24 protein-coding genes are annotated in these 23,302 nt (G+C 31.4%); 10 read left to right on the forward strand and 14 right to left on the reverse strand.

The window, feature by feature from the left end:
- Positions 1–68: 68 nt before the first annotated feature.
- Complete coding sequence (locus LQ611_RS03130) at positions 69–635, forward strand: ATP-dependent Clp protease proteolytic subunit (RefSeq protein WP_037589350.1); 567 nt, start codon at positions 69–71, stop codon at positions 633–635.
- A 49-nt stretch (positions 636–684) separates the two neighbouring features.
- Here LQ611_RS03130 and LQ611_RS03135 read toward each other — a convergent pair whose 3' ends face one another.
- The gene (locus tag LQ611_RS03135) at positions 685–1,299 is read right to left on the reverse strand and encodes a TetR/AcrR family transcriptional regulator (protein WP_103361939.1); all 615 of its coding nucleotides are present in this window, start codon (positions 1,297–1,299) and stop codon (positions 685–687) included.
- A gap of 158 nt (positions 1,300–1,457) precedes the next feature.
- Between LQ611_RS03135 and LQ611_RS03140 the strand changes: the two genes are divergently transcribed.
- On the forward strand, positions 1,458–2,753 hold the full coding sequence (locus LQ611_RS03140) for a YhgE/Pip domain-containing protein (protein ID WP_107565294.1): 1,296 nt from the start codon (positions 1,458–1,460) through the stop codon (positions 2,751–2,753).
- Positions 2,754–2,937: 184 nt separating this feature from the next.
- Here LQ611_RS03140 and mhqD read toward each other — a convergent pair whose 3' ends face one another.
- The 4 genes from mhqD to LQ611_RS03160 form a co-directional block, all read right to left on the reverse strand.
- A complete protein-coding gene (gene mhqD, locus LQ611_RS03145) occupies positions 2,938–3,528 on the reverse strand; it encodes a methylhydroquinone degradation carboxylesterase MhqD (protein ID WP_107565295.1) in 591 nt (196 codons plus the stop codon).
- Between the two features lie 20 nt (positions 3,529–3,548).
- Complete coding sequence (locus tag LQ611_RS03150; RefSeq protein ID WP_103361936.1) at positions 3,549–4,154, reverse strand: flavin reductase family protein; 606 nt, start codon at positions 4,152–4,154, stop codon at positions 3,549–3,551.
- 21 nt (positions 4,155–4,175) lie between these two features.
- Entirely contained in the window at positions 4,176–5,138 is a 963-nt protein-coding gene (mhqE, locus tag LQ611_RS03155) for a ring-cleaving dioxygenase MhqE (RefSeq protein ID WP_037559987.1), read from the reverse strand.
- A 72-nt stretch (positions 5,139–5,210) separates the two neighbouring features.
- Positions 5,211–5,642 (reverse strand): MarR family winged helix-turn-helix transcriptional regulator, encoded by a 432-nt coding sequence (locus LQ611_RS03160; protein WP_103361934.1) that lies wholly within the window; start codon positions 5,640–5,642, stop codon positions 5,211–5,213.
- Positions 5,643–5,859: 217 nt separating this feature from the next.
- Between LQ611_RS03160 and LQ611_RS03165 the strand changes: the two genes are divergently transcribed.
- Together LQ611_RS03165 and LQ611_RS03170 are read left to right on the forward strand one after the other, a co-directional pair.
- A complete protein-coding gene (locus LQ611_RS03165) occupies positions 5,860–6,765 on the forward strand; it encodes a PLP-dependent cysteine synthase family protein (protein ID WP_103361933.1) in 906 nt (301 codons plus the stop codon).
- Complete coding sequence (locus LQ611_RS03170; protein WP_107565296.1) at positions 6,758–7,903, forward strand: aminotransferase class I/II-fold pyridoxal phosphate-dependent enzyme; 1,146 nt, start codon at positions 6,758–6,760, stop codon at positions 7,901–7,903. Before LQ611_RS03165 ends, LQ611_RS03170 begins: the two co-directional genes overlap by 8 nt.
- 415 nt (positions 7,904–8,318) lie before the next feature.
- Here the strand turns inward: LQ611_RS03170 and norA are convergent, their stop codons facing one another.
- Entirely contained in the window at positions 8,319–9,464 is a 1,146-nt protein-coding gene (gene norA / locus LQ611_RS03175; RefSeq protein ID WP_239709330.1) for a multidrug efflux MFS transporter NorA, read from the reverse strand.
- A gap of 153 nt (positions 9,465–9,617) precedes the next feature.
- Between norA and LQ611_RS03180 the strand changes: the two genes are divergently transcribed.
- Positions 9,618–10,433, forward strand: coding sequence for a MerR family transcriptional regulator (locus tag LQ611_RS03180; RefSeq protein WP_239709331.1), 816 nt, complete (start codon positions 9,618–9,620; stop codon positions 10,431–10,433).
- 43 nt (positions 10,434–10,476) lie between these two features.
- On the opposite strand, the gene LQ611_RS03185 is transcribed toward LQ611_RS03180, so the two are convergent.
- The 5 genes from LQ611_RS03185 to LQ611_RS03205 form a co-directional block, all read right to left on the reverse strand.
- Positions 10,477–11,496: a DUF418 domain-containing protein gene (locus tag LQ611_RS03185; protein WP_204175941.1), complete on the reverse strand. Its 1,020-nt coding sequence runs from the start codon at positions 11,494–11,496 to the stop codon at positions 10,477–10,479.
- A gap of 133 nt (positions 11,497–11,629) precedes the next feature.
- A complete protein-coding gene (locus LQ611_RS03190) occupies positions 11,630–12,313 on the reverse strand; it encodes a hypothetical protein (RefSeq protein ID WP_107596889.1) in 684 nt (227 codons plus the stop codon).
- Entirely contained in the window at positions 12,306–13,187 is an 882-nt protein-coding gene (locus tag LQ611_RS03195) for an ATP-binding cassette domain-containing protein (RefSeq protein WP_119475207.1), read from the reverse strand. The genes LQ611_RS03190 and LQ611_RS03195 overlap by 8 nt, the downstream gene beginning before the upstream one ends.
- Positions 13,174–13,545, reverse strand: coding sequence for a GntR family transcriptional regulator (locus LQ611_RS03200; protein ID WP_025905784.1), 372 nt, complete (start codon positions 13,543–13,545; stop codon positions 13,174–13,176). The genes LQ611_RS03195 and LQ611_RS03200 overlap by 14 nt, the downstream gene beginning before the upstream one ends.
- Positions 13,546–13,764: 219 nt before the next feature.
- Positions 13,765–14,466 carry an alpha/beta hydrolase gene (locus tag LQ611_RS03205; RefSeq protein ID WP_239709332.1) on the reverse strand — a complete coding sequence of 234 codons (702 nt, stop codon included), beginning with the start codon at positions 14,464–14,466 and terminating at the stop codon, positions 13,765–13,767.
- Positions 14,467–14,623: 157 nt separating this feature from the next.
- On the opposite strand from LQ611_RS03205, the gene LQ611_RS03210 reads away from it, so the two are divergent.
- Positions 14,624–15,226 carry a DJ-1/PfpI family protein gene (locus LQ611_RS03210; RefSeq protein WP_239709333.1) on the forward strand — a complete coding sequence of 201 codons (603 nt, stop codon included), beginning with the start codon at positions 14,624–14,626 and terminating at the stop codon, positions 15,224–15,226.
- A 41-nt stretch (positions 15,227–15,267) separates the two neighbouring features.
- Positions 15,268–16,167 (forward strand): macrolide 2'-phosphotransferase, encoded by a 900-nt coding sequence (locus LQ611_RS03215; RefSeq protein ID WP_239709334.1) that lies wholly within the window; start codon positions 15,268–15,270, stop codon positions 16,165–16,167.
- A gap of 38 nt (positions 16,168–16,205) precedes the next feature.
- On the opposite strand, the gene LQ611_RS03220 is transcribed toward LQ611_RS03215, so the two are convergent.
- Positions 16,206–16,451, reverse strand: a complete 246-nt coding sequence (locus LQ611_RS03220; protein ID WP_204180991.1) for a hypothetical protein — start codon at positions 16,449–16,451, stop codon at positions 16,206–16,208.
- A 52-nt stretch (positions 16,452–16,503) separates the two neighbouring features.
- Between LQ611_RS03220 and LQ611_RS14255 the strand changes: the two genes are divergently transcribed.
- The 3 genes from LQ611_RS14255 to LQ611_RS03230 all read left to right on the forward strand — a co-directional run bounded on the left by LQ611_RS14255 (position 16,504) and on the right by LQ611_RS03230 (position 18,975).
- On the forward strand, positions 16,504–16,626 hold the full coding sequence (locus LQ611_RS14255) for a hypothetical protein (RefSeq protein WP_422731125.1): 123 nt from the start codon (positions 16,504–16,506) through the stop codon (positions 16,624–16,626).
- A 90-nt stretch (positions 16,627–16,716) separates the two neighbouring features.
- Positions 16,717–17,514, forward strand: a complete 798-nt coding sequence (locus LQ611_RS03225; RefSeq protein ID WP_204180990.1) for a glycerophosphodiester phosphodiesterase family protein — start codon at positions 16,717–16,719, stop codon at positions 17,512–17,514.
- Between the two features lie 360 nt (positions 17,515–17,874).
- Positions 17,875–18,975 carry an acyltransferase gene (locus tag LQ611_RS03230; protein WP_376750406.1) on the forward strand — a complete coding sequence of 367 codons (1,101 nt, stop codon included), beginning with the start codon at positions 17,875–17,877 and terminating at the stop codon, positions 18,973–18,975.
- 97 nt (positions 18,976–19,072) lie between these two features.
- Here LQ611_RS03230 and LQ611_RS03235 read toward each other — a convergent pair whose 3' ends face one another.
- Together LQ611_RS03235 and LQ611_RS03240 are read right to left on the reverse strand one after the other, a co-directional pair.
- Positions 19,073–20,959, reverse strand: a complete 1,887-nt coding sequence (locus LQ611_RS03235) for a glycosyltransferase family 2 protein (protein ID WP_204180988.1) — start codon at positions 20,957–20,959, stop codon at positions 19,073–19,075.
- Positions 20,960–20,975: 16 nt separating this feature from the next.
- On the reverse strand, positions 20,976–23,141 hold the full coding sequence (locus LQ611_RS03240) for a bifunctional glycosyltransferase/CDP-glycerol:glycerophosphate glycerophosphotransferase (protein ID WP_204180987.1): 2,166 nt from the start codon (positions 23,139–23,141) through the stop codon (positions 20,976–20,978).
- Between the last annotated feature and the right edge of the window lie 161 nt (positions 23,142–23,302).

Genomic DNA, 23,302 nt, shown 5'->3' on the forward strand with positions numbered 1-23,302 from the left:
TCAAATTATTTGAAATCAAAATCGCACTCGTTCACAATAGTAGTATCAATCATTATAGGAGTGATTTCATGTCTGAAGAAAAACATAACGAAAAAGATATACTTACTGAAAAGTTATTAGAAACACGTACGGTTATTATTACCGGGGAAATCAATGATAAAGTTGCAAAAGAAGTCGGTAATCAACTATTACTATTAGAAGCAATGAGCGATGAACCTATCAATCTATTTATTTCAAGCCAAGGTGGTCATGTAGATTCAGGTTATTACATTCATGATATGATTAATTTCATTAAACCAGAAGTTAATATTATCGGTTCTGGTTGGGTAGTAAGTGCAGGCGTTATTATTTATTTAGCTGGTAAAAAAGAAAACCGCTACAGTTTACCTAATACAAGATTCATGATTCATCAGCCTTCTGGCGGTGTACAAGGTCAATCTGTTGAAATGGAAATTACAGCTAAAGAAATTATTCGTACAAGACAAAAAATTAATGAATTAATCGCAAGAGAAACTGGCCAAGATATTGAAAAAGTAGAAAAAGACACTGGCCGTGACTACTGGTTAAGCACACAAGAAGCAAAAGACTACGGATTTATTAACAAAATCATTAAATCTCGTGATGAAATAAAATAACGTAACATGAAAGGCAGGGGCTGCGATAGTTGCCCCTGCCTTATCTATATTACTTAATATTCTCATCTATCATACGTTTCATAATAGACAATGGTCCTGTTGATGCGATTGTTGAGACATAATTTACAAGTTCTTCTACGGATACTCGATTTTCATCTGATACCCAGTATTTGATCATCGACATCATTGAACCTACTACATAACTTAAGTAATAATTTTCTGGAATGCCGAATACATTATCCTTATTACCTATTAAATGTTTAATATTACTTCTCACAATATCTGCTAATTGTTCTTCGATTTGACTTTTACGTTCTAAGTTGAGAATCACTTGATAAAATTCAATATTATGCTCAATATGTGTAATGACATTTTTAATAATTTTATTCGCAAAGTCTTCAATAAAACGATCACTATTCTTAGTGGATAAATCCATCTTTCTAATATCTACAAATCCTTTGATTTTCTCAATTTGTTCATTTTCCATTTCATCTAACAAAGCATATTTATCTTCATAATTTAAATAAAAGGTTCCTCTATTTACATCTGCTAAATCTGAAATTTGTTGTATCGTAATACGATCAAGGTTATTTTCTTTTAATAACTGGATAAATGCTTGTTTAATTGCTCTTTTACTTTTTCTTACGCGTCGATCTTCTGCCATTTTTAACCATTCTCCTTATTTTAATGAACAATTTTCATATATTTGTTGATTAATAAACGTATCGTAAGTAATTGACGATTGTAACTATCTTAAATTCTATTATAATAAACAATGTTATTAATAATCAACACAATGTTCATTAATAAGGAGGAAAAAATATGAATATTTTCAAAAAGAAACTTTTTTGGATGACACCTATTCTAGTAATCGTCATACTTTTATTATTAGCGATTGCTTTTATTCCAGCATATAATCCAGAACCTAAATCAGTACCAATTGCAATTGTGAATCAAGATAAGGGTACAACAATGCAAGACAAAGATGTCAATATCGGGAAAACTTTTGCAGATAAAATTAAAGATAATAAAGATTTATCAGATAAAGTTGAATGGATAGATGTAGATAATAAGAAAGATTTAAAACAAGGCTTCAAAGACAACAAATATTATGGCGCCTTAATTTTAGATGAAAATCTTTCGAAAGATTCAATAAGTAAAGTTCAAAAGACTGTTCAAGACGCAAAAATTAAAGAAATGCAGTCACAAATGAAAGAAAAAATCGAAAGTGGACAAATTCCACCTGAACAAGCTAAAAAAATGCAAGAACAAAACAAAGTTGAACCTGTTAAAGTTAAACAAGGACAAGTTGAAATCATCGTTAACGAAGGTTCAAGCATGCAAGGTGCACAACTTGCGAATACAATGTTAACGACTATCGGTGATCAACTGAATACACAAATTTCTAAACAAGCTATCCAAACTTTAGATAAAATGGATGTCGACGTTTCAGCTTCAGATATTCAAGGTATCACAAATCCAATTAAAGTGGATAAAACAAACATGAACGCTGTTAAATCACATCAAGCTAACGGTAACCTACCACTCTTAATGTTCACACCAGTATGGTTAGCATCATTAGTTGGCTCAGTTGTTCTATTCTTCTCATTCAGAACAAGTAATAATATCACTATTAAAGACCGTATTATCGCTTCACTTGGCCAATTAGGCGGTGCAATCGTTACAGCATTAATCGGTGGATTTGGATATATTTACTTTATGACGCAAGTATTAGATGTAACAATTAACGAACCAACTAAAATCGGTTTATACATTTCAATCGCGATTCTTGCATTCATCAGTCTAATCTTAGGATTTATGACATGGTTAGGTGTCAAAGCTATTCCATTATTTATGGTATTGTTATTCTTTAGTTTGCAACTCATCATGTTACCAACACAAATGTTGCCACAATTTTATCAAGAGTATATGATTGGATGGAATCCATTTAGACATTATGCAGAAACATTACGAGGACTATTGTATTTACACCACGATATCGAACTTAATAGTACAATGTGGATGTTTATAGGCTTTATCATCTTCGGTGGGGTATCAGCTATATCAGCAGCTATCCTTAGAAAACATAGCGGAAAAAGAACAGAAGTACCATCATAAAATATAAAAATCTCATGTGACTGAATTATTCAATGCCACATGAGATTTTTTATTATGTTATTTTTTCTCTTTGAATCCTTGCGATATGGTGTGCTAACGATCTTGTTTCGTTTTCTTGATCGTTAGCCACTCCCCACTCTCCCTCACACAAGAAAAGACCAGCTCACCCGAGCTGGTCTTCTTTTTATAATATTTCTCTTGCTTTTAGTACCGCTTCTTGCGTAATTTCATGACTGTTAACCCATGCTTCTGTCACGGTTGCGTTACGTTCTTTAAATATTTCTATCACGCGCTCGCTTTGTGCGTTTGTAACGATTGGATCTCTTGCACCCATTGATAAAAAGACTTTAAAATAAGATAAATCTTTATGATTATTTTCTAAATCTAATGGATAAAGAGGTGCAAAGAGCAGTGCTTTTTGGAATGGTGTTTGTTCTCTTAATATGAGATTAATCGCCATATTAGAACCATTAGAGAATCCTACTGGTATAACATCTTCTAAGTTAAACCCATATTCTTTAGAGGATTCTTCTATAAATTGATACAGTTCTTGTCCTCTATATTCTAAATCTTCTAAATCATATTGCCCTTCTCCGAGTCTTTTGAAATATCTAGCCATACCATTCTCAGATACTTCACCTTTAACACTCAAAATACTATAAGTCGGATCAAGCATTTCTGCTAATGGTAATAAATCCCTTTCATCTCCACCTGTTCCGTGAAGTAATAGAAATACTGGTTTACCTTGTGCACCTTGTTTAAATATATGTTTCATATTTACTATCTCCCATCATATTATGGTCTTTCGATTGTGAATGTGTGTCCAATTTCAGCATAATCATTCCCGGCTAGTCTGCTTACCGCTTTGAGCTTTTCTTTATTAATATAGCCATCATCATAAATACCTTCGTCAAAGTGATAATACTTCACTTCTAACAGCAATAAATCTGAAATAGGTTGTCCGTCTTTTTCAATTACAATATCATCATATAGAACCGCTTCAAATCGAACCTTACTTTGCTTCAAGCCTTTCACAGATACTTCAACTGAATCTACTGTTTCAAAATTCGTACGTTCGAGTTCACTTTCTTCATGACTTAACAAAGCCGCTGTTTGATTCGCATCACGTACATTATCTGTATCTACAATATGCACGACCGCTTCTTTATTCTGAATGATATTTCGTGCAGTATCTTTCATTTCACCATTCACTCTTTGTACTGCGATAGAAAGAATCGGTGGGTCTGAAGATACAACATTGAAAAAGCTAAACGGTGCTATATTCAGTACGTTATCATCTGATTCTGTTGTGACTAATGCAATTGGTCTAGGAATAATAGATCCTATTAACAATTTATAGTTTTCTTTCTGCGATAAGACTTCTGGTCGTATCTCCTTCATCTTAAACCACACCTTTTCTTATTAATGTTCTCTACTAGTATCAAAAGCTTTAATTTCAGATTCAATGTAGTCACGTTTTGCTTCTAAGAATGGCGGTAATGCAAGACTTTCACCTAATGTTTCATAAGGTTCATCTCCCATAAATCCTGGTCCATCAGTAGATACTTCTATAAGAATATGACCAATTCTTGCGTATAGCGCTTCAAAATAATATCTATCGACATTACCTGAGTTACCAATGCGAAGTTCATTATATTTTTCTTCCCATGCTTTAATCGCTTCATGGTCTTTTAATCTGAATGATACGTGGTGTACTTCACCGTAACCTTGTCTTGCTTCAGGACCTTGGTCGTCTTTTCTCAAAATAACTTGACCACCGTTACCGCCTTCTCCAACTTCTAACAATGTCACGTTCTCTTCTTCAATAATTGGTTTCATACCATAAACTTGTTTCAATACAGATTTGAAGTCTTCATAATAGCTCACTGTAATTTCAATTGGTCCCAATCCATAAATTGCTTTATCTTCAGGTACTGGACCATTTTTCCAAGGAATACCTGGTTTAACACCTTCATTTAATTCATCTGAAATTAATTGATATCTTTGACCGTCTTCTTCTTCAAAAGGTAATACCTTTTTACCGAATAGATCTTGAATACCGTCATGTTTAACGCCAAATTCTTCAAAGCGATTTAAATAATATTCAAGCGCAGCATCGTTTGGCACTCTAAATGCTGCACGACTAATTGAATTTGTACCACGACTACCTTTCGGGTTATTTGGAAAGTCAAAGAATGTCATGTCTGTACCAGGAGACCCTTGATCATCTGCGAAAAATGTATGGTACGTATATATATCATCTTGGTTTACTGTTTTCTTAACTAAACGCATACCTAGTACTTGTGTGAAAAATTCATAGTTTCTTACTGCATCATTTGTCATTGCAGTTACGTGATGGATACCGATAAGTTCTGGATTACTCATTATAGTTTCCTTCTTTCTTTATTTTTATTTCGAATTCGAAATAATAAGTTGTAAAAAAATTTGCGCTATCCACTACTTAGTAGAATTTGCGCTTATTTTTTTAAGTGCTCTACGAAAAATCGCTAGCTCTTCGTCATCTAATATAGAAAATGCTTTTTCAATTGTTTCGGCATGTTGTGGAAAAATACGTTCCATCAATTCATGGCCACTTTCAGTCAGAACAGCATACGTAATACGTTTATCTTGCTCATCTTGTCGACGTGTTACATATCCTTTCTTAACAAGTTGATCGATGACATAAGTTGTACTACTGCTTGCAATTAAGATGCGTTGTTTTACTTTTTGAATAGGTTGATCACCTTTATGATACAAAAGTTCCATTACAGCAAATTCAGTAATATTTAAACCGTAGTTCTTCATATCTTGTTTAACAATACGATCTAACGTATCATTGGTACGTTTTATACCTACTAGCGCTTTTAATGATTCTTTCGTTCTATCCATGTTCATCACCTATTCAAATATTATTTCGATTTCGAGATAATTGTAACGCTCTTCCAAATAAATGTCAACACTTTTGAGTATAAAAAATATACTAACTTTGTTTTTATTATATTTTCAATATTCTAACAAATTTAATTTAGTTGATTTTTAATAATGTTTAACCTATAATTCTTATTGAAAAACTAAGATATTTATTAATTTAAATTGGGGTAATGGGATGAAAGCATTTGATTTAATCGGGAATACGCCACTTGTCTTATTGGAACATTACAGTACAGACAATGTGAAAATATTTGCGAAATTAGAAAGTTATAATTTAGGTGGCAGCATTAAAGATCGACTAGGCAAGCATCTGATAGAACATGCACTAGCTGAAGGTAATATTCGTTCTGGAGATACGATAGTTGAAGCCACTGCCGGAAACACAGGTATTGGACTTGCTATCGTAGCGAACCATTACAATATGAACTGCGTTATCTTTGCACCTGAAGGATTCTCGGAAGAAAAGATGAACATCATGAAAGCTTTAGGAGCTGAAGTAAGAAGAACACCACGTTCTGAAGGTATGTTAGGTGCACGTCAACAAGCACAGTCTTACGCTGAACAATACGGCGCTTATTACATCAATCAATTTGAAAATGAACAGAATCCACAAGCATATGTTCATACTTTAGCGACAGAAATTCTTGAACAATGTCCAGACACCACACATTTGATTGCTGGTGCTGGTTCTGGCGGAACTTTTACAGGAATGGCTACAGTCATGAAAGAACATCAAGTACGTAATATCATTGTAGAACCTGAAGGAAGCATTCTTGCTGGTGGCGAAGCGCATGCTCACGATACTGAAGGAATTGGCGTTGAAAAGTGGCCACCATTTCTAAAGCGAGATTTAATCGATGATATTAAAGTCATTTCGGATCAAGATGCATTTACAAATGTATCAGGTCTTGCATTAAATGAAGGTATTCTTGCTGGTAGTTCATCAGGCGCAGCATTACAAGCAGCAATAGACGTTTCAAAACAAATCGAACAAGGACATATTGTCGTCATTTTCCCTGATGGCAGTGATAGATATATGTCTAAAAATATATTTAATTATGGAGGAAAAGATTATGAATAAAAAAACATTACTCATCCATGGCGGTAAAACAACAGATGCATATACAGGTGCGGTAACAACACCAATTTATCAAACAAGTACTTATGAGCAAGACGGTATCGGAAATTTAAGACAAGGTTATGAATATTCTAGAACAGCTAACCCTACTCGTACAGCATTAGAAACATTAATCGCGGATTTAGAACACGGTACAAATGGTTATGCGTTCGGTTCAGGTATGGCAGCAATCTCAGCAGTCATCATGTTATTAGACAAAGGTGACCATATTTTAATTAATTCAGATGTATACGGTGGTACTTACCGTGCATTAACAAAAGTATTCTCTCGCTTCGGTATTGAATTTGATTTTATCAATACAACTGATGTGAGCAATATAGAATCTTCTATTAAAGACACAACTAAAATGTTATTTATTGAAACACCATCAAATCCGTTACTTCAAGTAACAGATATTAAAGCAGCAAGTGACATCGCTAAAAAACATGACATGTTAACTGTTGTAGATAATACATTTATGACACCTTATTACCAAAACCCATTAGACCTAGGTGCTGATATTGTTCTTCACTCAGCTACTAAATACTTAGGCGGACATAGTGATGTTGTTTCAGGATTAGTCGTAACAGCTAACGAAATCCTTGGAGAAAGAATTGGTTTCATCCAAAATTCAACTGGTGGTATTTTAGGACCTCAAGATAGTTATTTATTAACACGTGGTATCAAAACATTAGGTTTAAGAGTAGAACAAATTAATAGAAACGTTAAAGAAGTCGTAGCATTATTAAACAAACATGAAAATGTTGTTAAAACAATTCATCCATTAAATGAAGACCATGTGAATCGTGACATTCACTTCGAACAAGCTTCAGGATACCCAGGTATCATTTCATTTGAAGTTGCTGATGTAGAAAAAGCAAAAGAAGTCATTAAACATACAAAATTATTCACATTAGCAGAAAGCTTAGGCGCAGTAGAAAGCTTAATTTCAGTACCAAGTCTTATGACACATGCATCAATACCAGCAGAAATTCGTCATAAAGAAGGTATCGCAGACGGCATGATCCGTTTATCTATCGGTATAGAAGATACAGAAGACTTAGTAGAAGACTTAAACCAAGCATTAAACCAAATATCATAAAAAGAAAAGCTGAGGTAGCGGAATTTAACCGCTGCCTCAGCTTTTTCATATTAGAGGTTTAGTGGATGGGTATATTTTGTGAGCGATGGCGGTATGTGAGGAGTGCGAGGATCGTATGTTGCTTGTTTAGTCAGTCTTGCAATATACGAGCGAGCTATGTTGCTTGTTTAGATAGTCTTGCAATATACGGCGGCTCTATGTTGCTTGTTTGGTCAGTCTTGATAAATACAGCGCCTCTATTTATCTTGTTTGGCCAGTCTTGATAAATACAGACCTCCTAATTTTCTTGTCGCCCCCATTTCTATAAATACATACCTCTCCATCCATCTCACTTTCCCCAACTTACTCCTCCCCCCATTTACTTCTCCCAAAAAAGAAAGTCAGGGACATCACGCGAGGTGTCCCTGACTTTTTATTAGAATTTTAATTTATCTGGTCTATAAAATGCGATGATAATTGAAGCGATGATAAAGAATGCCATGGCTATAAATAACGGGAAGTCGATTTTAATATCGAATGCTGCTCCGGCTACTAATGGTCCTATCAAGTTACCAACGCTAGTGGCTGCTGAGTTCAAGCCCCCTGCTGTTCCTTGGTTATTACCTGCTAATTTAGAGAAATAGTTCGTCATAGATGGTCTGATCAAATCAAATCCTATAAATATTACGAAACTGACTAACATCACTGTAATGTAGTGAGAAGCATATACAAAGGCTCCTAGAATTAACACTGAGTAGATTAATGAGAATAGCGTTAATTTAATTTCACCAATCTTACCGACAAGTTTCTCGAATAAGAATAATTGGAATATAACCCCTACTATAGCGCCACCTGTAATCGCGATAGAAATATCTTTCGGTTCAAAGCCTACTTTCTCTGCTGTATATAATGAGAACATTGTTTCTGTAGATGCTAAACCGTAAGACAATATCAACATAATGATGACCGGTACGACAAATAATTTATATGGAAATGACTCTTTGACTTTTGGACGTGCTGTTTCATTTGAATCATCGTCACTTGCTTCTTTTAAAAGGAATACTGAGAATAACAAAGCGATGATGCCAAGTGCACCAGCAAAATAAAAAGGCATTCTATGCGAAATTTCTGCTAAGAATCCTCCTACACCCGGTCCAACTATGAACCCTGTATTAATAACGGCTGACATATAACTAAAGTTCTTTGCTCTATTTTCTGAAGTGGACAAATCACCTATCATACCATTTACACCAGGCATGACAAACGCTGCACTAATGCCACCTAATACTCTTGAAACTAAAAGTATTGAAAATGTATTACCCATCGCGAAAATAAATTCTGAAATGGAGAATAATAGCAGGCCGATAATGATAATATTTTTTTTACCAAACTTATCTGCAAATCGTCCTCCAAACGGTGAAGCGATCATTTGGAACATTGCAAATACTGCGACCAGCATGCCTAAATCACTTCCATTTAAATCTAAATCATGCAAAATTGTAGGTAATACTGGTATGACAATACTAATACCTAAAAACATTAAAAATATATTAAAATATAAAACGTTTAACTTATTATTCATTTTAGACCTCCTTCTTCATTACTTTTACAAATATTAAGTGATTTTCACTATATTCTAATCTATTTATTTTGATTTGCATAACATAATGCAATCTTTAATATATACAATTTATAGTGTATAGTAACTATACAGTCAATAGGAGGAACTTAATTTATGCAAAAAATTAATCAAATACCTATAAGTGAGTTTGCAAGCTTAACAAATGTTAGCCGTCAGACACTCATATACTATGATAAAATCAATCTTTTCAAACCAGATTATAAGAACGAAATTGGCTACCGATATTACTCCATTAAACAAATCGAACTTATAAGTGTAATAACTTTATTGAAAGAACTCGGCATGCCATTGAAAGAAATTAAAGAATATACACAAAATAAATCACCAGAGCACTTTTTAAATTTAATGACGCAACAGAAGAAAACGATTCAAGAACAGAAGAAGCATTTAGAATACAATGAAATGATCATTGATAGTAAGATTCAACTCATTAGAGACGCTATGGAAACATCCTTTAAAAAAATTGAAATTGAAGAATATGATGAAATGACTTTCTATATCAGTGACAACATCGCGAATGCTTCAGAACTCGATTTCTTAATATCGATTAACCAGTTTATTGATGAGCTGAAATCACACGAAATTTTTTCTAGTCAGCCAATCGGTGTCGTAACCCATAAAAATGATATTTTAAGTGGTAATTACTATCATTATAGTTATCTATACGTGAATATCCCAAATTCTAAAAAGTACTATAAAAATACCGTTACGTTAAAAGGTAAATATTTAGTCGGTTATTATATAGGAATTGATGAACATGTTGAAGAAGCGTATAACAAAATGTTAAATAAAATAGATGAATTGAATTTAACAATGGGTGAATATGTATATGAAGAATATGTATTTGATTCAGTTATTAAAAATAATGAGAATGAATATATCACTAAAATTATGATTGAAGTCATATAAAAAAGCATAGACTCCGGGATATCATCTCCCAGACTCTATGCTTTTATTTTATTGGAAACATCTTAAAATACGTACCGATTTTCCATAAGTATTCTAACGGACCATATTTAAAGTAACTTAACCATAAACTTGAGAATATTAGCTGTATCACAAGAATGATTAAACAAAGATTGGCCGTATGTATTAAACGACAATCTGATAATCCTAATCCATAGCTAAATAATAGTATCAATAACGTCTGCCCGATATAATTCGTAAGTGCCATTTGCCCATACGTTCTTAACGGTTTCAATAATTGTTGCACAACTTTATATTGTAACAACGTGACGAGTACACTAAAGTAACAGATCGTCATGATAGGACTCAAAATTAAAATAAATTGATTTGTTAAAGCGTATTGTTTCAAATATTGCACTTCAGTAATACCTGTATATTTAATCGCTTGATAAGAAGCGCCAACATAAATTTGATTTAAATAATAGATGCCGATTACCGAAATGATCATCGAAATTACCGCAATAATGGCATAATACTTTCTATGCTGGAACATTTTTTGATGTAGACCAAATTGAGCAAATGTTAAACCTAAAGTAAACAGTGGAAGCGGCATTAATATTTTTCCACCTAAGCCAATCGCTACGCATAAGAGCATGATAACGATTGCGAAATTCACCCACTTATTCACTTTAAACAGTGGTAATAGCACTAATCCAAATATGGCGTACACGAGCAATACCTCTCCCGGTTGGAGTTGCATATGCCCTAATCCTAATAGCGCCAATATCACAATTCTTCTCAAATAAATCACATATGGTTGTTCACTTTTCGCTTTTGCACGATTAATAAAAATATAAAAACCAACACCAAACAAAAATGAAAAAATCGACATAAACTTTGATTCAATAAATATATCTAAAAACTTCTGATAACGAACTTCTACTATTGAAAAATCAAATGGTACTTGTATAATGCTCGAAACATTAAGAAAAATAATACCTAATAAAGCAAATCCTCTAATATAATCTAATTCATAAATACGATGATTCGATGCAGTCGGATTCATGACATATGCCTCCTTTAATTCCTTGTTATAATTTATCATTTATACAAAGAAATACAACGAACAATATTGTCACATGCCCTGTCACATCACATCAAAAAAGACTAGGACAACTAGCCCTAGCCTCAATATAATACTATGCCTTCAATCTTGCTTGAATCATAATTGGATAGATACATAATGCTGATATAATTCCAACTGCGCCTAATATATGGAGCATTTCATAAATATGTTGATATACCCATTTGAAGAATGGCGTAAAATCACCGAGTACAAACCAGATAAATACGATGACACCTAGAAATAGTACACCAATCATTGTTGGGATAATACCTACTCGGTACATAATCGCACCGAGTAAGAAACAAATTCCTGCGATAAACAATATAGCCAGGAAATCCACCCACATACTATCTAATCCACTAGCATTAGGTAGTATATCTGATATTCTCATAAGTGTTACATCACTATTTGCCGCACTTGCTACACGCTCTAATATAAAGCTGATCACTTCTTGAATGATAAGCATCATAACTATAAATATAATGTAACTTAGCCATAAACTTACGATATACTGTCTTCTTGTCGCACCAAGTTCAATTGATGATTTAAGTGGATCACCAAACATGAATAATGGTAAGAAACCTAATATACCGTATACCGGTCCAGATAATAAAGGATTAAATGAATCTGATGGTCCAATATAAAATCCAATTACAAAGTATATCGCGGCTAAAACAACAAGTACGATACTAAACGTATATAATTGTACTTTTAGTTCTTTAAAGATAATCGAGAAAGACCCTTTTAAATTACCCATGTTTAGCCTCCTTTGTCATTGTCATATTTACTAAATAATCTTGAATACTTGCTTTATCAACTTTCACATTCAACGCTCTACACTGTTCTTGTAACGCTGCATCATAAGGGATATCCGCCATCACTTTATGCTGACTCATAATCGTTGATTGCTCGATAATAGCATCCTCCGAAGTAATTTGATGGATATCTTCTAATTTACCAACTAAAATCGCACCTCTAGATTGAAAGTATTCTATTGGCTCATGTAACTTCACACGATGATCAGATATCACGATGAGCTTTTCACATATCTGCTCAATTTCTTTAATATGATGAGAAGCAATCATGATATATCTCGGATCCGCTTCGAACGATTCTCTCAACGCTTGCGTAAACAACTTTCTCATATAAGCATCCAATCCGTTTGTCGGTTCATCTAACATCGTCACTGGTGCATGACTTGCGAGCCCAATCACACTTTGAACCATTGACTTCATACCTTTAGAAAAAGTTCGAATCTTCTTCTTTCTTGGTAGTTCAAATAAATCTATTAAATAATCCGCTTCTTCTTGATTCCAATTGTCATTGAACATCGCTGCAAATTTCATCGCGTCATTAACATTCCATGACTTTCCGAAAAAGTGATTCTCTCTTAAATACGTAATTTGCTTTGAAGCTTCTGCATTGTTATATGGTTTATAGTTTAATATTGCTATGTCACCTGAATTTTGTTTTTCTTGACCTGACATGAGTTTCATTAACGTCGTCTTACCAGAACCATTTCGTCCCCATAAACCAATAATCATTGGTTCATCATCTTGAAGTGTTAAATCTTGAAGTACATATTCATCTTTGTACTTAAACGACATGTTCTGAATATCAATGATTGTCATAGTCTTGTTCCACCCTTCTTATGAGTTCTTCCTTACTTATATTAAGTCTCTTAGCTTCTTTAACCATGTTTTGGATATAAGAGTTTGAGAAGTCTTGCATTCTTGTATTTACGAGCTTGTCGCGCGCATCTTCAGCTATAAATACACCAATCCCTCTCTTCTTAGCTACAATGCCTTCATCCATCAACAGTGCAATACCTTTTTGAGCCGTCGCTCGATTAATATTGTAAAAGTTTGAAAGTTCCGTTGTGGAAGGTATTTGTTCGCCTTCTGACAAAAGTCCTTCAACTAAATCATCTTTAATCATATCTGCAATTTGCAAAAATATAGGTGTATCTTCATTTAAAGTAGGTTTCATTTTCATTCTCCTTATCCTATAACATGATTGGTTGATTAGTTGTGTAATCAACTATAATATCATTCATGTTATTTGTCAAACATTCTTCATTTATTTCATTCGTCCTAAACGATGTTAACCCTTATTATATCAGCAATTCACATACGTTAAATTTAATTTATTAAAACAAAAAAAGACTTAGACACCTCATCATGTCTAAGTCACTTATAATAATTACATCTAAAACAACGTATGAATCGCTTTGTCGAAATATTTTTCAAAGTATTCATGTCTATGAATGCCTTCTTTATCTGTTATAAACGTTAAAGTCGACGCATCATTGACCAGCTTACCTTTCACCAACTCAACCGCTTCATACGTATTCGGTACCATCCATTTTAAAATATTAGGATATTCTACCCCTTCTTGCTCTCCTACATACCAATAAATATGGCGTGGATACTCTATCGGTTTGCTATTTTTAATAAAATCTAAAAAGTTCGGATACCACATAGAAGCAGACATTAAAATATAGCTACCAAATAAGTGTGGACGTGTTAGTAAAGCATATAATGAGACTAACGCGCCGAAAGATCCACCACCGATTGCTAAATATTCCGCTTCATCAAAGATATGATAATGTTCTTTAAGAAATGGTATTAATTCAAATTCCAACATATCTAAATATTGATCAGCATCTCCCGCATAATGTGCTTGATCAACTTGCTCTTCCCATGGCGTATATTCCCTATTTCTATCAACCGGTTCAATACCGACATACATAATATCTCGTGGCTTATCTTCAATCAGTTTATTAAATATATAATCCCCGTCTTGAACGATAATTGTCTTGAATGGTTTAGGATTTTGTTCATCATAACCAACTGGCATAGCCACCGTTAAGAACCGATCATTCCATAAAAATTTTTGTACTACTTGCATAACTTTTCACTCCCGTTATATTCCCTTCTATAATTGAGAAACGTTATCATTTATTACATCATACCACAAATACCGTTAGTTATCATTTGCATATGAGATGCCTTTGTATCATGATAAAAATAATCTTTAAATAAATTTAACAAGGGGTGTTATTTTTATGAAAAAAGCGTTAATCGTTCTTACAGAAGCATATGCAGATTGGAAAGTCAGTTACGTTGCTGCAGAACTTGCAATGTCACACGGATTTGAAATCGATACAGTATCATTAGGTGAATCAACTGTGACATCTATCGGCCAATTGAAGACAATCGTTGACTATACAATTGATGACATTAAAGACCCTTACGATGCTTTAATTATCATTGGCGGTAACAATTGGTCACAAATTGAAAACGAACAACTCGTTCAACTCATTAAGACATCATTAGACAACAATTTCGTTGTAGGTGCAATATGTGCAGCTGTTGACTTCTTTGCACGAAATGGATTACTTACGGGATATAAACATACAGGAAATGATTTGAACCAATGGACGACAGAAGAGAACTACAAAGCCTATACAAACGCATTAGACTTTATGAATGAAGATAGTGTTGTTGATAAGAACCTCGTCACAGCAAACGGATCAAGCGCTGTAGACTTTGCTTTTAATGTGATTCGCGCATTAGGACTTCTGGATTACAAAGAAGCTGAAAAACAAAAATACTTTTATAAATCAGGTTATGTATCTTATAAGATGAAATACGGAGAAATTGGATAAAAGCTAAGAAATCTAAAAATAACCTTTAAGGAGCGCTCAATATGACACAACATGAAAACATTGTCACGATTGCCGCAGAATGTGGTTTAGATATTCAACCTGAATCAATTACAATAAACGAATCAGGACTTGATTTTCAAGTAGCATTTGCTGGAGATAGACATGGTGTTGAATGGGTATTACGCATACCGAGAAGACCAGAAGTGTATGAACGGACAGACTCAGAAAAAGAAACCGTAGACTTCGTACAACAACATGTATCATTTGAAGTACCTAACTGGCAAATTCATAAAGAAACATTAATTGCATATCCTAAACTAACAGGCGTACCTGCAGCTACAATTGATCCTGAATTACAACAATACGTATGGGAAATAGAACATAAACCCGTGCCTCAGAACTTTATTGATACACTGGCAGAAGTACTCGTTGATTTGCATCGTATAACAGATGAAGAACTCGTTTCAAGTGACATTAAGACGACAACGATTCAACAAATTAAACAAGACTATCAAGAACGTATGCATAAAGTGAAAGAAACGTTCGGTGTCTCCCCTGACTTATGGAATAGATGGCAAACATGGTTAGAGCGAGATGAGCTATGGCCAAATCATGTCACGATGATACACGGAGACTTGCATCCAGGTCATATTATGGTGGATAAAGAAGCAAATGTGACAGGTCTTATAGATTGGACAGAAGCAAGTCATGCAGACCCGTCCAATGATTTTATGGGACATCACCGTGTATTTGGCGATGAAGGGCTAGATGATCTGATAGAAGCTTATGATAAAGCTGGTGGTACGACATGGCCACATATGAAAGAACATATTATTGAATTAAATGCAGTGTTTCCAATGTTTATTGCTGAATTTGCGCTTGCCTCAGGAGAAGCGGCATATGAGAAAATGGCAAAGAAAGAATTAGGCGTTGATGAATGAGATCGTATCAAAAAAGGTTAGCTCGCGTGAGCTAACCTTTATATATGTGTTGCAAAGAAATTATTTAAGATGGTTAATTGTTCCGGTACGCTATTTCTTGAAACTTCAGGATGTGACGTAATATGTTTATCTGCTAAGTTGATTTTATAAATCTTAGATGCATCAATACGATCTGTCTGCTTATAATACAATTCAACATTTTCACTACATATCACAAATTTCGTATATTCATTTCCATCATCTAAATGCTGATTAATTTGAGGCACTAAATCGTCTTTTCTCAAATTCTTTAAGAACCTTCTATTCTTTTATAATTAAATCAATCATTTTTATAAAGTGTATAAAAGCAGTCAGAGATTTTATGTATTTGAAATTGTAAATGGTTTTTGCTGTGTATACTCACTTACTAATAATTGTTATGTATCGCATGAAAGATTAAGAATTACAAAGGTGCAATAAATTTAAAACCTAGCTTAATAAAAAGGGTTTTTTTATGTAAATAAATGATACTATGATAAATAGTTAAATAAACTTGTAGGAGAATGAAAAATGAAGAAATTAATAAGTATTAGTATAATAAATTGTATATTATTAGCTGGATGTGGGAACAGCACTTTAGACAAAGACTATTTAAACATAGCTCACAGAGGCGCAAGTGGTTCTAAACCAGAACATACATATGCATCTTATGATAAAGCAATAAAACAAAATGCAGATTATACAGAGTTAGATTTACAAATGACTAAAGATAATAAATTAATTGCTATGCATGATAATAAAGTAGATAGAACTACAAATGGAACTGGATTAGTTAAAGATAAAACTTTAAAAGAAATAAAAAGCTTAGATGCTGGATCGTGGTTTGATAAAAAATATAAGAATGAAAAAGTACCAGAATTAAATGATATCTTGAATAAATATAAAGATAAAACTAATTTTTATATTGAAACTAAGCATCCAGATATGTATCCAGGAATGGATGAAAAACTAATTAAAGATTTAGATAATAATGGCTTGCTTAAAAAAGAAAGTTTGAAAAAAGGTAACTTAATCATTCAATCATTCTCTGAAACGAGTCTCAAAAATATACATAAACTAAATGAAAACATACCGTTAATTCATTTAATAAATGATAAAGATGTAAAAAAATTAAACGACAAAGAATTGGAAAGACTATCTAAATTCACATATGGACTTGGTTTCAATAAAGATATTATTAATGAAGAATTAGTAGAAAAAGTACATAAACACGGATTGAAAGTTCATGTCTTTACACTAAATAATGAAAAAGAAGTTAAAGAAATGAAAGAGTTTAACGTTGACGGTGCTTTTAATAATAATCCTTAATAAGTTTTGATTTAAATATATAAAGAACTAGATTTACTTTAATTATTTGATTTTCTTAATGTTTTAATATTTATAAATATCCAATAGCCCTATCACTATTATATGAAGGGACTTTTATTATTACTACTATATCCTAAAACAAATTTCATTATAAACAATTCAAGTCTAAATAGTACTTTAGTTATACAAATAAAAGTTCTTCATTATAAAGTAATGAAGCAATAATTGTTAATAATTTACAAAAGTTAAATTATTCTTTATAAAAAGAAACTCAGTATTTAAAAATTCACAAAAAAATCTTTACTTAATTCACAATTAAGTATATTATAAAATAAGTTTGATTCAATTTAATTGTGAAGGATGATAATTTTGAAGTATTATAAAGAAATACCTGTTATTAGGGCAATAGCAGCAATAATGATTGTTATAGTACATCTTACGGCTAATTCCTATCATAGAGATAATATTTTTGCTAATGATTGGCTCGGATATTTAAACCAAATAAGCAGGTTAGGGACACCTATTTTTGCAATAATTAGTGCTTTTTTATTAACTGCGTCAGTATTAAATAGAGGGTTTGATTTAAAGTATTTTGTTAAATCAAGGTTTTCTAAAATATTTATCCCGTATTTAATTTGGACTAGTTTCTATCTATCATATCGTTATTTTTACTTACATAATTTAGATGAAAATATAAATGTATTTTCATATTTTATGAAAGGTGACGCCCAATACCATTTATATTTTATTTTAACTGTTATTCAGTTTTATGTTTTCTTTCCTATATTACACAGGGTAAAAAAAGGTGCTCCAATGATAGGTGCATTATGTTTGTCGGCTATTATAAATCTATGGTGGATAAATAAAGAAAATTTCGTGTTACATTTCAAACCTCTAGAGGAATTACTTAACAACCAAGCATTCTTATTTAATTGGATATTCTATTTTATGCTAGGGATAGCACTAGCAAAGTATTACAGTGAATTTCAAGAATTTATAATTAAATACAAAAAAGTGCTAAGTGTCTGTATAGGGATTATGTTTGTTGATCTAATAATAAGTATTGATATAAACAATTTATTTACATCAATCCATAGCTATAATTTAATTTATATTCCTTTATTCTTTATTTTTCTAACATATATCTATTCCTATATTGAAAAAGAACCTATTTTATTTAATATTTTGACATTAATAGGTAACTATTCAATGGGGATATACCTAGTACATGTATTTGTAATGTATACACTAAAAAGAACAAAGTTGTTTGAGAATATAGGAGAAACTTATATGTTTGTACCTACGTTAATTTCAATTTTATCTGTTTCAATTTTCATAGTCTTCCTAATTTCTAAATTGCCCTACGGAAATTATATTGTTCCAATTCCTAAAAAGAAAGCAAAAAGCAAAAAATTTAAATCACCAATCTCAACAATGGATTCCAATATAGGAAGATCATAAAACCTTGTAAGAGAAAAAAATTTGGTTTTAATTACACAAAAAAGGTCAGTCCATATCTGGAACTGACCTTTTTACATAACAATATTTTATTTTCAGATTAATCAATAGGTCTAACAAATTCTTTATTTGCCGTAATAAAACCGTTTCGAGTTTTAAGCCTTGGAGTTAATTTTGGTGACATAACAATACTCTCAATATCAACTTCATCATTAACTTTATAGCCTCTAATTATTTCACCTTCAAATTTAGGTGAATTGTATTCTTTACATTTTTTTAATATACTCACTCTTTTAGGAATATCATATAAATACGAATCTTTATATTCTGCTATTTCTTTAACAAATAATTTATTTGCAGTTATATAGGTACCATTTGTTAAATGAAGTCTTGGTGTTCCTTTAGATGAAAAAGCAATAGCTTCTACATCCACTAGTTCTCCAATACTAAAACTTAAATCCATTTTTTCATCAAAGTTAGGATCATTATATACATTTAACTTTTTAGTGATAATAACTTTAGTCGGATTTTTAATGTAATATTTTTGACTAAATTTATCTTCAACAGACATCTCATTTTGATTATTAACTTTAAATTCAGCTTTAAAATTTTGCCTATTAAGCTTAATATCTTTATTCCCATTAGGTAAAAGCATATTTACAATAAAAGGAATATATTCATTATAAATTATCGTAATATTAAAATTATAAGAAGCTTTATTTAAAGAGTCTGATTCTACAAGAATGTAATTATCTTTTTCTATGTAATCTACTTCAAATTGATTAGGTTCCTTATTAATCTCTGTTAACAATACCTTCCTAATTTTCACTTCATCTTCTTTATACACATTAATTTTTTCATATTTTTTATTATTAATCATATATGTACCATTATATGTCGCATAGAATTCATCTATTATAGGTAAACATTCACTTAATGATTCAGGCATATCATAATGGATTACATTATCTTTAATATACTTACTTGCATTTCCACCTTTAACATGAATATTGATTAATCCATTCAATTTTTCATATTCTTTATTTTTCAATAAATTATAAATGTTTATTATCTTTCTATCGCTTATATAATCTTCAATATTCTTGCCATAATCCTCTAATACTTTTAGCATTTCATCGAAAATATCATAAAAAGGTTGTTTGTTAAGTCGATTTAAAAATCGTTTTCTATTAAACAATCTAGTTATAAAATCAAGTTCTATAATTCGTGATAATGCCTGATATTCAGCCGTTTCTTGTAGATTTAACTTTAATACTTCTTTTAAAACATCTAAATTCAAATATGATTTTTCTATAATATCGGTTTGTTTAACTAAAGAATCATTTTCACGATATCTATTCACATGATAAACTGGTACATCATTCATTGATGCAGTTTTGCACTTAGATATGGCTTCGATAAAGAATAATTTATCTTCACCATACTTCATATGTTTAAATTCAATATTATTATCAATGATGATACTTCTCTTCAATATTTTCCCAGGTGGTCCAACTGCTCTAAAAATTTTATTTATTTCATAAGGTACAAGATTATTATCTACTTTAAATGAAGTAAATCTCGCTGGCTTTGTTATTGACTTATCCTCGTGTTTTATACTTTGGCCAAACCCAATATCTGAATTATTTTCTTTTACTTGATTTATTAATATTGGCATCCCCTTAGTATCTAACCAATCATCTGCATCTAAGAATGTAACATACTCCCCTTTAGCCTCTTTAATACCAACATTTCTAGGCTTCGATGGACTTCCAGAATTTTCATTTAATTGAATTACCTTTACAAAATCATTCTGTTTCTCATATTCTTTTAGAATTTCATAAGAATTATCTGTAGAAACGTCATCAATAAATAATGCTTCAATTTTATCTTTACTAATCTCAAGATTCCCAATTGACTCTACACATTCTTTAAGAAACATTTCTTTATTATATACTGGTACTATTATTGATAAAATCTTCTCCAATATATTACACTCTCTTCTATTTATTATTCATTTCTTTATTAATTAACTCACCAATATACTTAGATGATTCCCCTTGTTCTAAGCTACAGAACCTTTCATAAAATTCATCAATTTTATCTTGATAAGATTCTTTGATTAAATCTATATCTTTCAAACTATCAGCTAAATCAAACGGATCTTCAATAATCGGTCCTGGTAAATCATTAACATAATCTAAATAAAATCCTCTTAAATTTTTATCATATTTTTCAATATCATATGCAAAGAAGAATTGTGGGCGTTTCAATATACCATAATCAAACATTACTGATGAATAATCTGTAATTAATGCATCTGTAATAAGATACAACTCTGAAATATCATCATAATTAGAAACATCTATCGCAAAGTTTTCATATCCAGATAAATCTATAGCATTCGATATTAAATAATGCATTCTTAGCAAGATAACATATTCTTCGCCAATACTTTCATAAAGGTTTTCTAAGTTAATTTTCAACTCAAATAAGTACTGACCTTTCTTAATAAACTCATCATCTCTCCAAGTCGGCGCATACATTAAGACCTTTTTACCTTCAGGTATATTCACATTTTCTCTTATTTTAGAAATAAATTCTTCATCATTTGCATGTGTGACAAGTAAATCATTTCTTGGATATCCAATTTCTAGTACTCTTTCTTCATCCATCCAAAAGGCAGATTCAAATATTTCAGTAGAATAATGGTTAGGTGAAACTAAATAATCCCATCTCGAAGTTTCCATATGGAAATTCCTTTTATATTGTGGTGTTGTTGTACTTGGCATTCTTACAACTTTCATATCATTTGCTAATTTTTTCAAAGGTGTTCCGTGCCAAGTTTGAATATATTTTTGATTATCTTTCTTATTTAAAGCTAATGGCAACCTTGCATTATTAACCCAAATTTTAGCTTTAGAATAAGCTTTATAGTACTCTAAAGATCCTTTTTTTATCTTTAAAGGATTACCTGGTATCACTGATTTACTAGGATTTTTAAGTATCCACACATACTGATTCTCAGGATAATTTCTAAGCATATATTCATAGATATATTTAGGGCTATCACTATAGTTTTTACCACCAAAAGCTTCAAAAACAACTACATTATTATCAACATTTGATTCATTATCAAACAAGGAATAGATAGCTTTATTTTTATTTTTTGTTTTAAGAGCAATACTTTTAAAATGTCTAGCATATTTTCTGAATTTGTTAATTTTCAAAGCAAGTTCTGGCTTTTTCATACGTAATAAGAACATTTCTGTTTGGAATAAGTATTTACCTTCATTTAAATTAGGTGCTCTCAATTCTTTAGCTATTCTACTTAGAAGTTTTCCATGCTTTTCATATCGAGATTGAACATCTCTATGAATAGGACTAAACTCTTTCATAATATATGTTTTCATTTGTTCTAATAAAAATGTTCTATGGACTTTATTTTTATTTCTCTTCAATGAATCAAAGAAACTTTTTGCATAATCCACAAATAAAATATCAAACTCTTGTTCAGTTAATACTTTTCCTTTAAACGGATCATAAACTTCACCACGATAATAAAATGGGAAGTTAAATATTCTAATAAATTCATCTACATGTGATGCATAATCTATAATAAATGAATTATCAGTATAAATTTCTAACTCTTCATTAAATTTAACATTATATCTTTTTGCGATACTTGTTTTAAAAATAATGTTGCATGCTGAGTTCTTTCTCAAGAATGAATTAGCATTTGTTTCATATTTATACCTTTTTACTTTTACTACATTTTGATTAATATATTGTGGTTTGCGTAATGTGAATTTATGAATTGGTGCAATTAACGCATCAAGTCCACCAATATTCTTTAAATAATAGCCAATTGCATAAGAAGCAAGTTGATCATCAGCATCTAAAAACATAAAGTAATCAGTATTTACATTCTCAATAGCTTTATTTCTTGCTTTTGCATGACCTTGATTCTTATCAAAATTAATAATTTGAACATCTTTATCATAAGTTTCTAATTCTCTTAATAATATTTCAGTAGTCTTATCTTCTGAGCCATCATTAACAATAATCACATCAAAATCTTGATTTCTTTGATTTTTAAGACTTCTTATACAATCCTGAATATATTCCTCTTTATTGTAATATGTGATAATGACTGTTAATTCATTCATTCTATTTCTCCTTATCTACTCTAACTAGTTACAAATTGAATTTACATTTAAAACTAAACATTTTAATTCCTGAGCTCGATATCTTTAGAATAATTTTTAACTATTTTTTCTGTTTAATTTTTACGATTTTAAAATTTCTAATAACGTAAGAATGCAACCTT

Origin of the sequence: Mammaliicoccus sp. L-M44, assembly GCF_022386355.1 — a bacterium.
Classification (GTDB): Bacteria; Bacillota; Bacilli; order Staphylococcales; family Staphylococcaceae; genus Mammaliicoccus; species Mammaliicoccus sciuri_A.

Bases quoted from the DNA above. Each gene is read 5' to 3' on its own strand.
- LQ611_RS03135 (WP_103361939.1), bottom strand. From the start codon at position 1,299: ATGGCAGAAGATCGACGCGTAAGAAAAAGTAAAAGAGCAATTAAACAA.
- LQ611_RS03240 (WP_204180987.1), bottom strand. From the start codon at position 23,141: ATGAATGAATTAACAGTCATTATCACATATTACAATAAAGAGGAATAT.
- LQ611_RS03130 (WP_037589350.1), top strand. From the start codon at position 69: ATGTCTGAAGAAAAACATAACGAAAAAGATATACTTACTGAAAAGTTA.
- LQ611_RS03150 (WP_103361936.1), bottom strand. From the start codon at position 4,154: ATGAAGGAGATACGACCAGAAGTCTTATCGCAGAAAGAAAACTATAAA.
- LQ611_RS03195 (WP_119475207.1), bottom strand. From the start codon at position 13,187: ATGACAATCATTGATATTCAGAACATGTCGTTTAAGTACAAAGATGAA.
- LQ611_RS03215 (WP_239709334.1), top strand. From the start codon at position 15,268: ATGACACAACATGAAAACATTGTCACGATTGCCGCAGAATGTGGTTTA.
- LQ611_RS03190 (WP_107596889.1), bottom strand. From the start codon at position 12,313: ATGGGTAATTTAAAAGGGTCTTTCTCGATTATCTTTAAAGAACTAAAA.
- LQ611_RS03160 (WP_103361934.1), bottom strand. From the start codon at position 5,642: ATGGATAGAACGAAAGAATCATTAAAAGCGCTAGTAGGTATAAAACGT.
- LQ611_RS03225 (WP_204180990.1), top strand. From the start codon at position 16,717: ATGAAGAAATTAATAAGTATTAGTATAATAAATTGTATATTATTAGCT.
- norA (WP_239709330.1), bottom strand. From the start codon at position 9,464: ATGAATAATAAGTTAAACGTTTTATATTTTAATATATTTTTAATGTTT.
- LQ611_RS03230 (WP_376750406.1), top strand. From the start codon at position 17,875: ATGATAATTTTGAAGTATTATAAAGAAATACCTGTTATTAGGGCAATA.
- LQ611_RS03210 (WP_239709333.1), top strand. From the start codon at position 14,624: ATGAAAAAAGCGTTAATCGTTCTTACAGAAGCATATGCAGATTGGAAA.
- LQ611_RS03170 (WP_107565296.1), top strand. From the start codon at position 6,758: ATGAATAAAAAAACATTACTCATCCATGGCGGTAAAACAACAGATGCA.
- LQ611_RS03185 (WP_204175941.1), bottom strand. From the start codon at position 11,496: ATGAATCCGACTGCATCGAATCATCGTATTTATGAATTAGATTATATT.
- LQ611_RS03140 (WP_107565294.1), top strand. From the start codon at position 1,458: ATGAATATTTTCAAAAAGAAACTTTTTTGGATGACACCTATTCTAGTA.
- LQ611_RS03180 (WP_239709331.1), top strand. From the start codon at position 9,618: ATGCAAAAAATTAATCAAATACCTATAAGTGAGTTTGCAAGCTTAACA.
- LQ611_RS03200 (WP_025905784.1), bottom strand. From the start codon at position 13,545: ATGAAACCTACTTTAAATGAAGATACACCTATATTTTTGCAAATTGCA.
- LQ611_RS03205 (WP_239709332.1), bottom strand. From the start codon at position 14,466: ATGCAAGTAGTACAAAAATTTTTATGGAATGATCGGTTCTTAACGGTG.
- mhqE (WP_037559987.1), bottom strand. From the start codon at position 5,138: ATGAGTAATCCAGAACTTATCGGTATCCATCACGTAACTGCAATGACA.
- mhqD (WP_107565295.1), bottom strand. From the start codon at position 3,528: ATGAAACATATATTTAAACAAGGTGCACAAGGTAAACCAGTATTTCTA.
- LQ611_RS03165 (WP_103361933.1), top strand. From the start codon at position 5,860: ATGAAAGCATTTGATTTAATCGGGAATACGCCACTTGTCTTATTGGAA.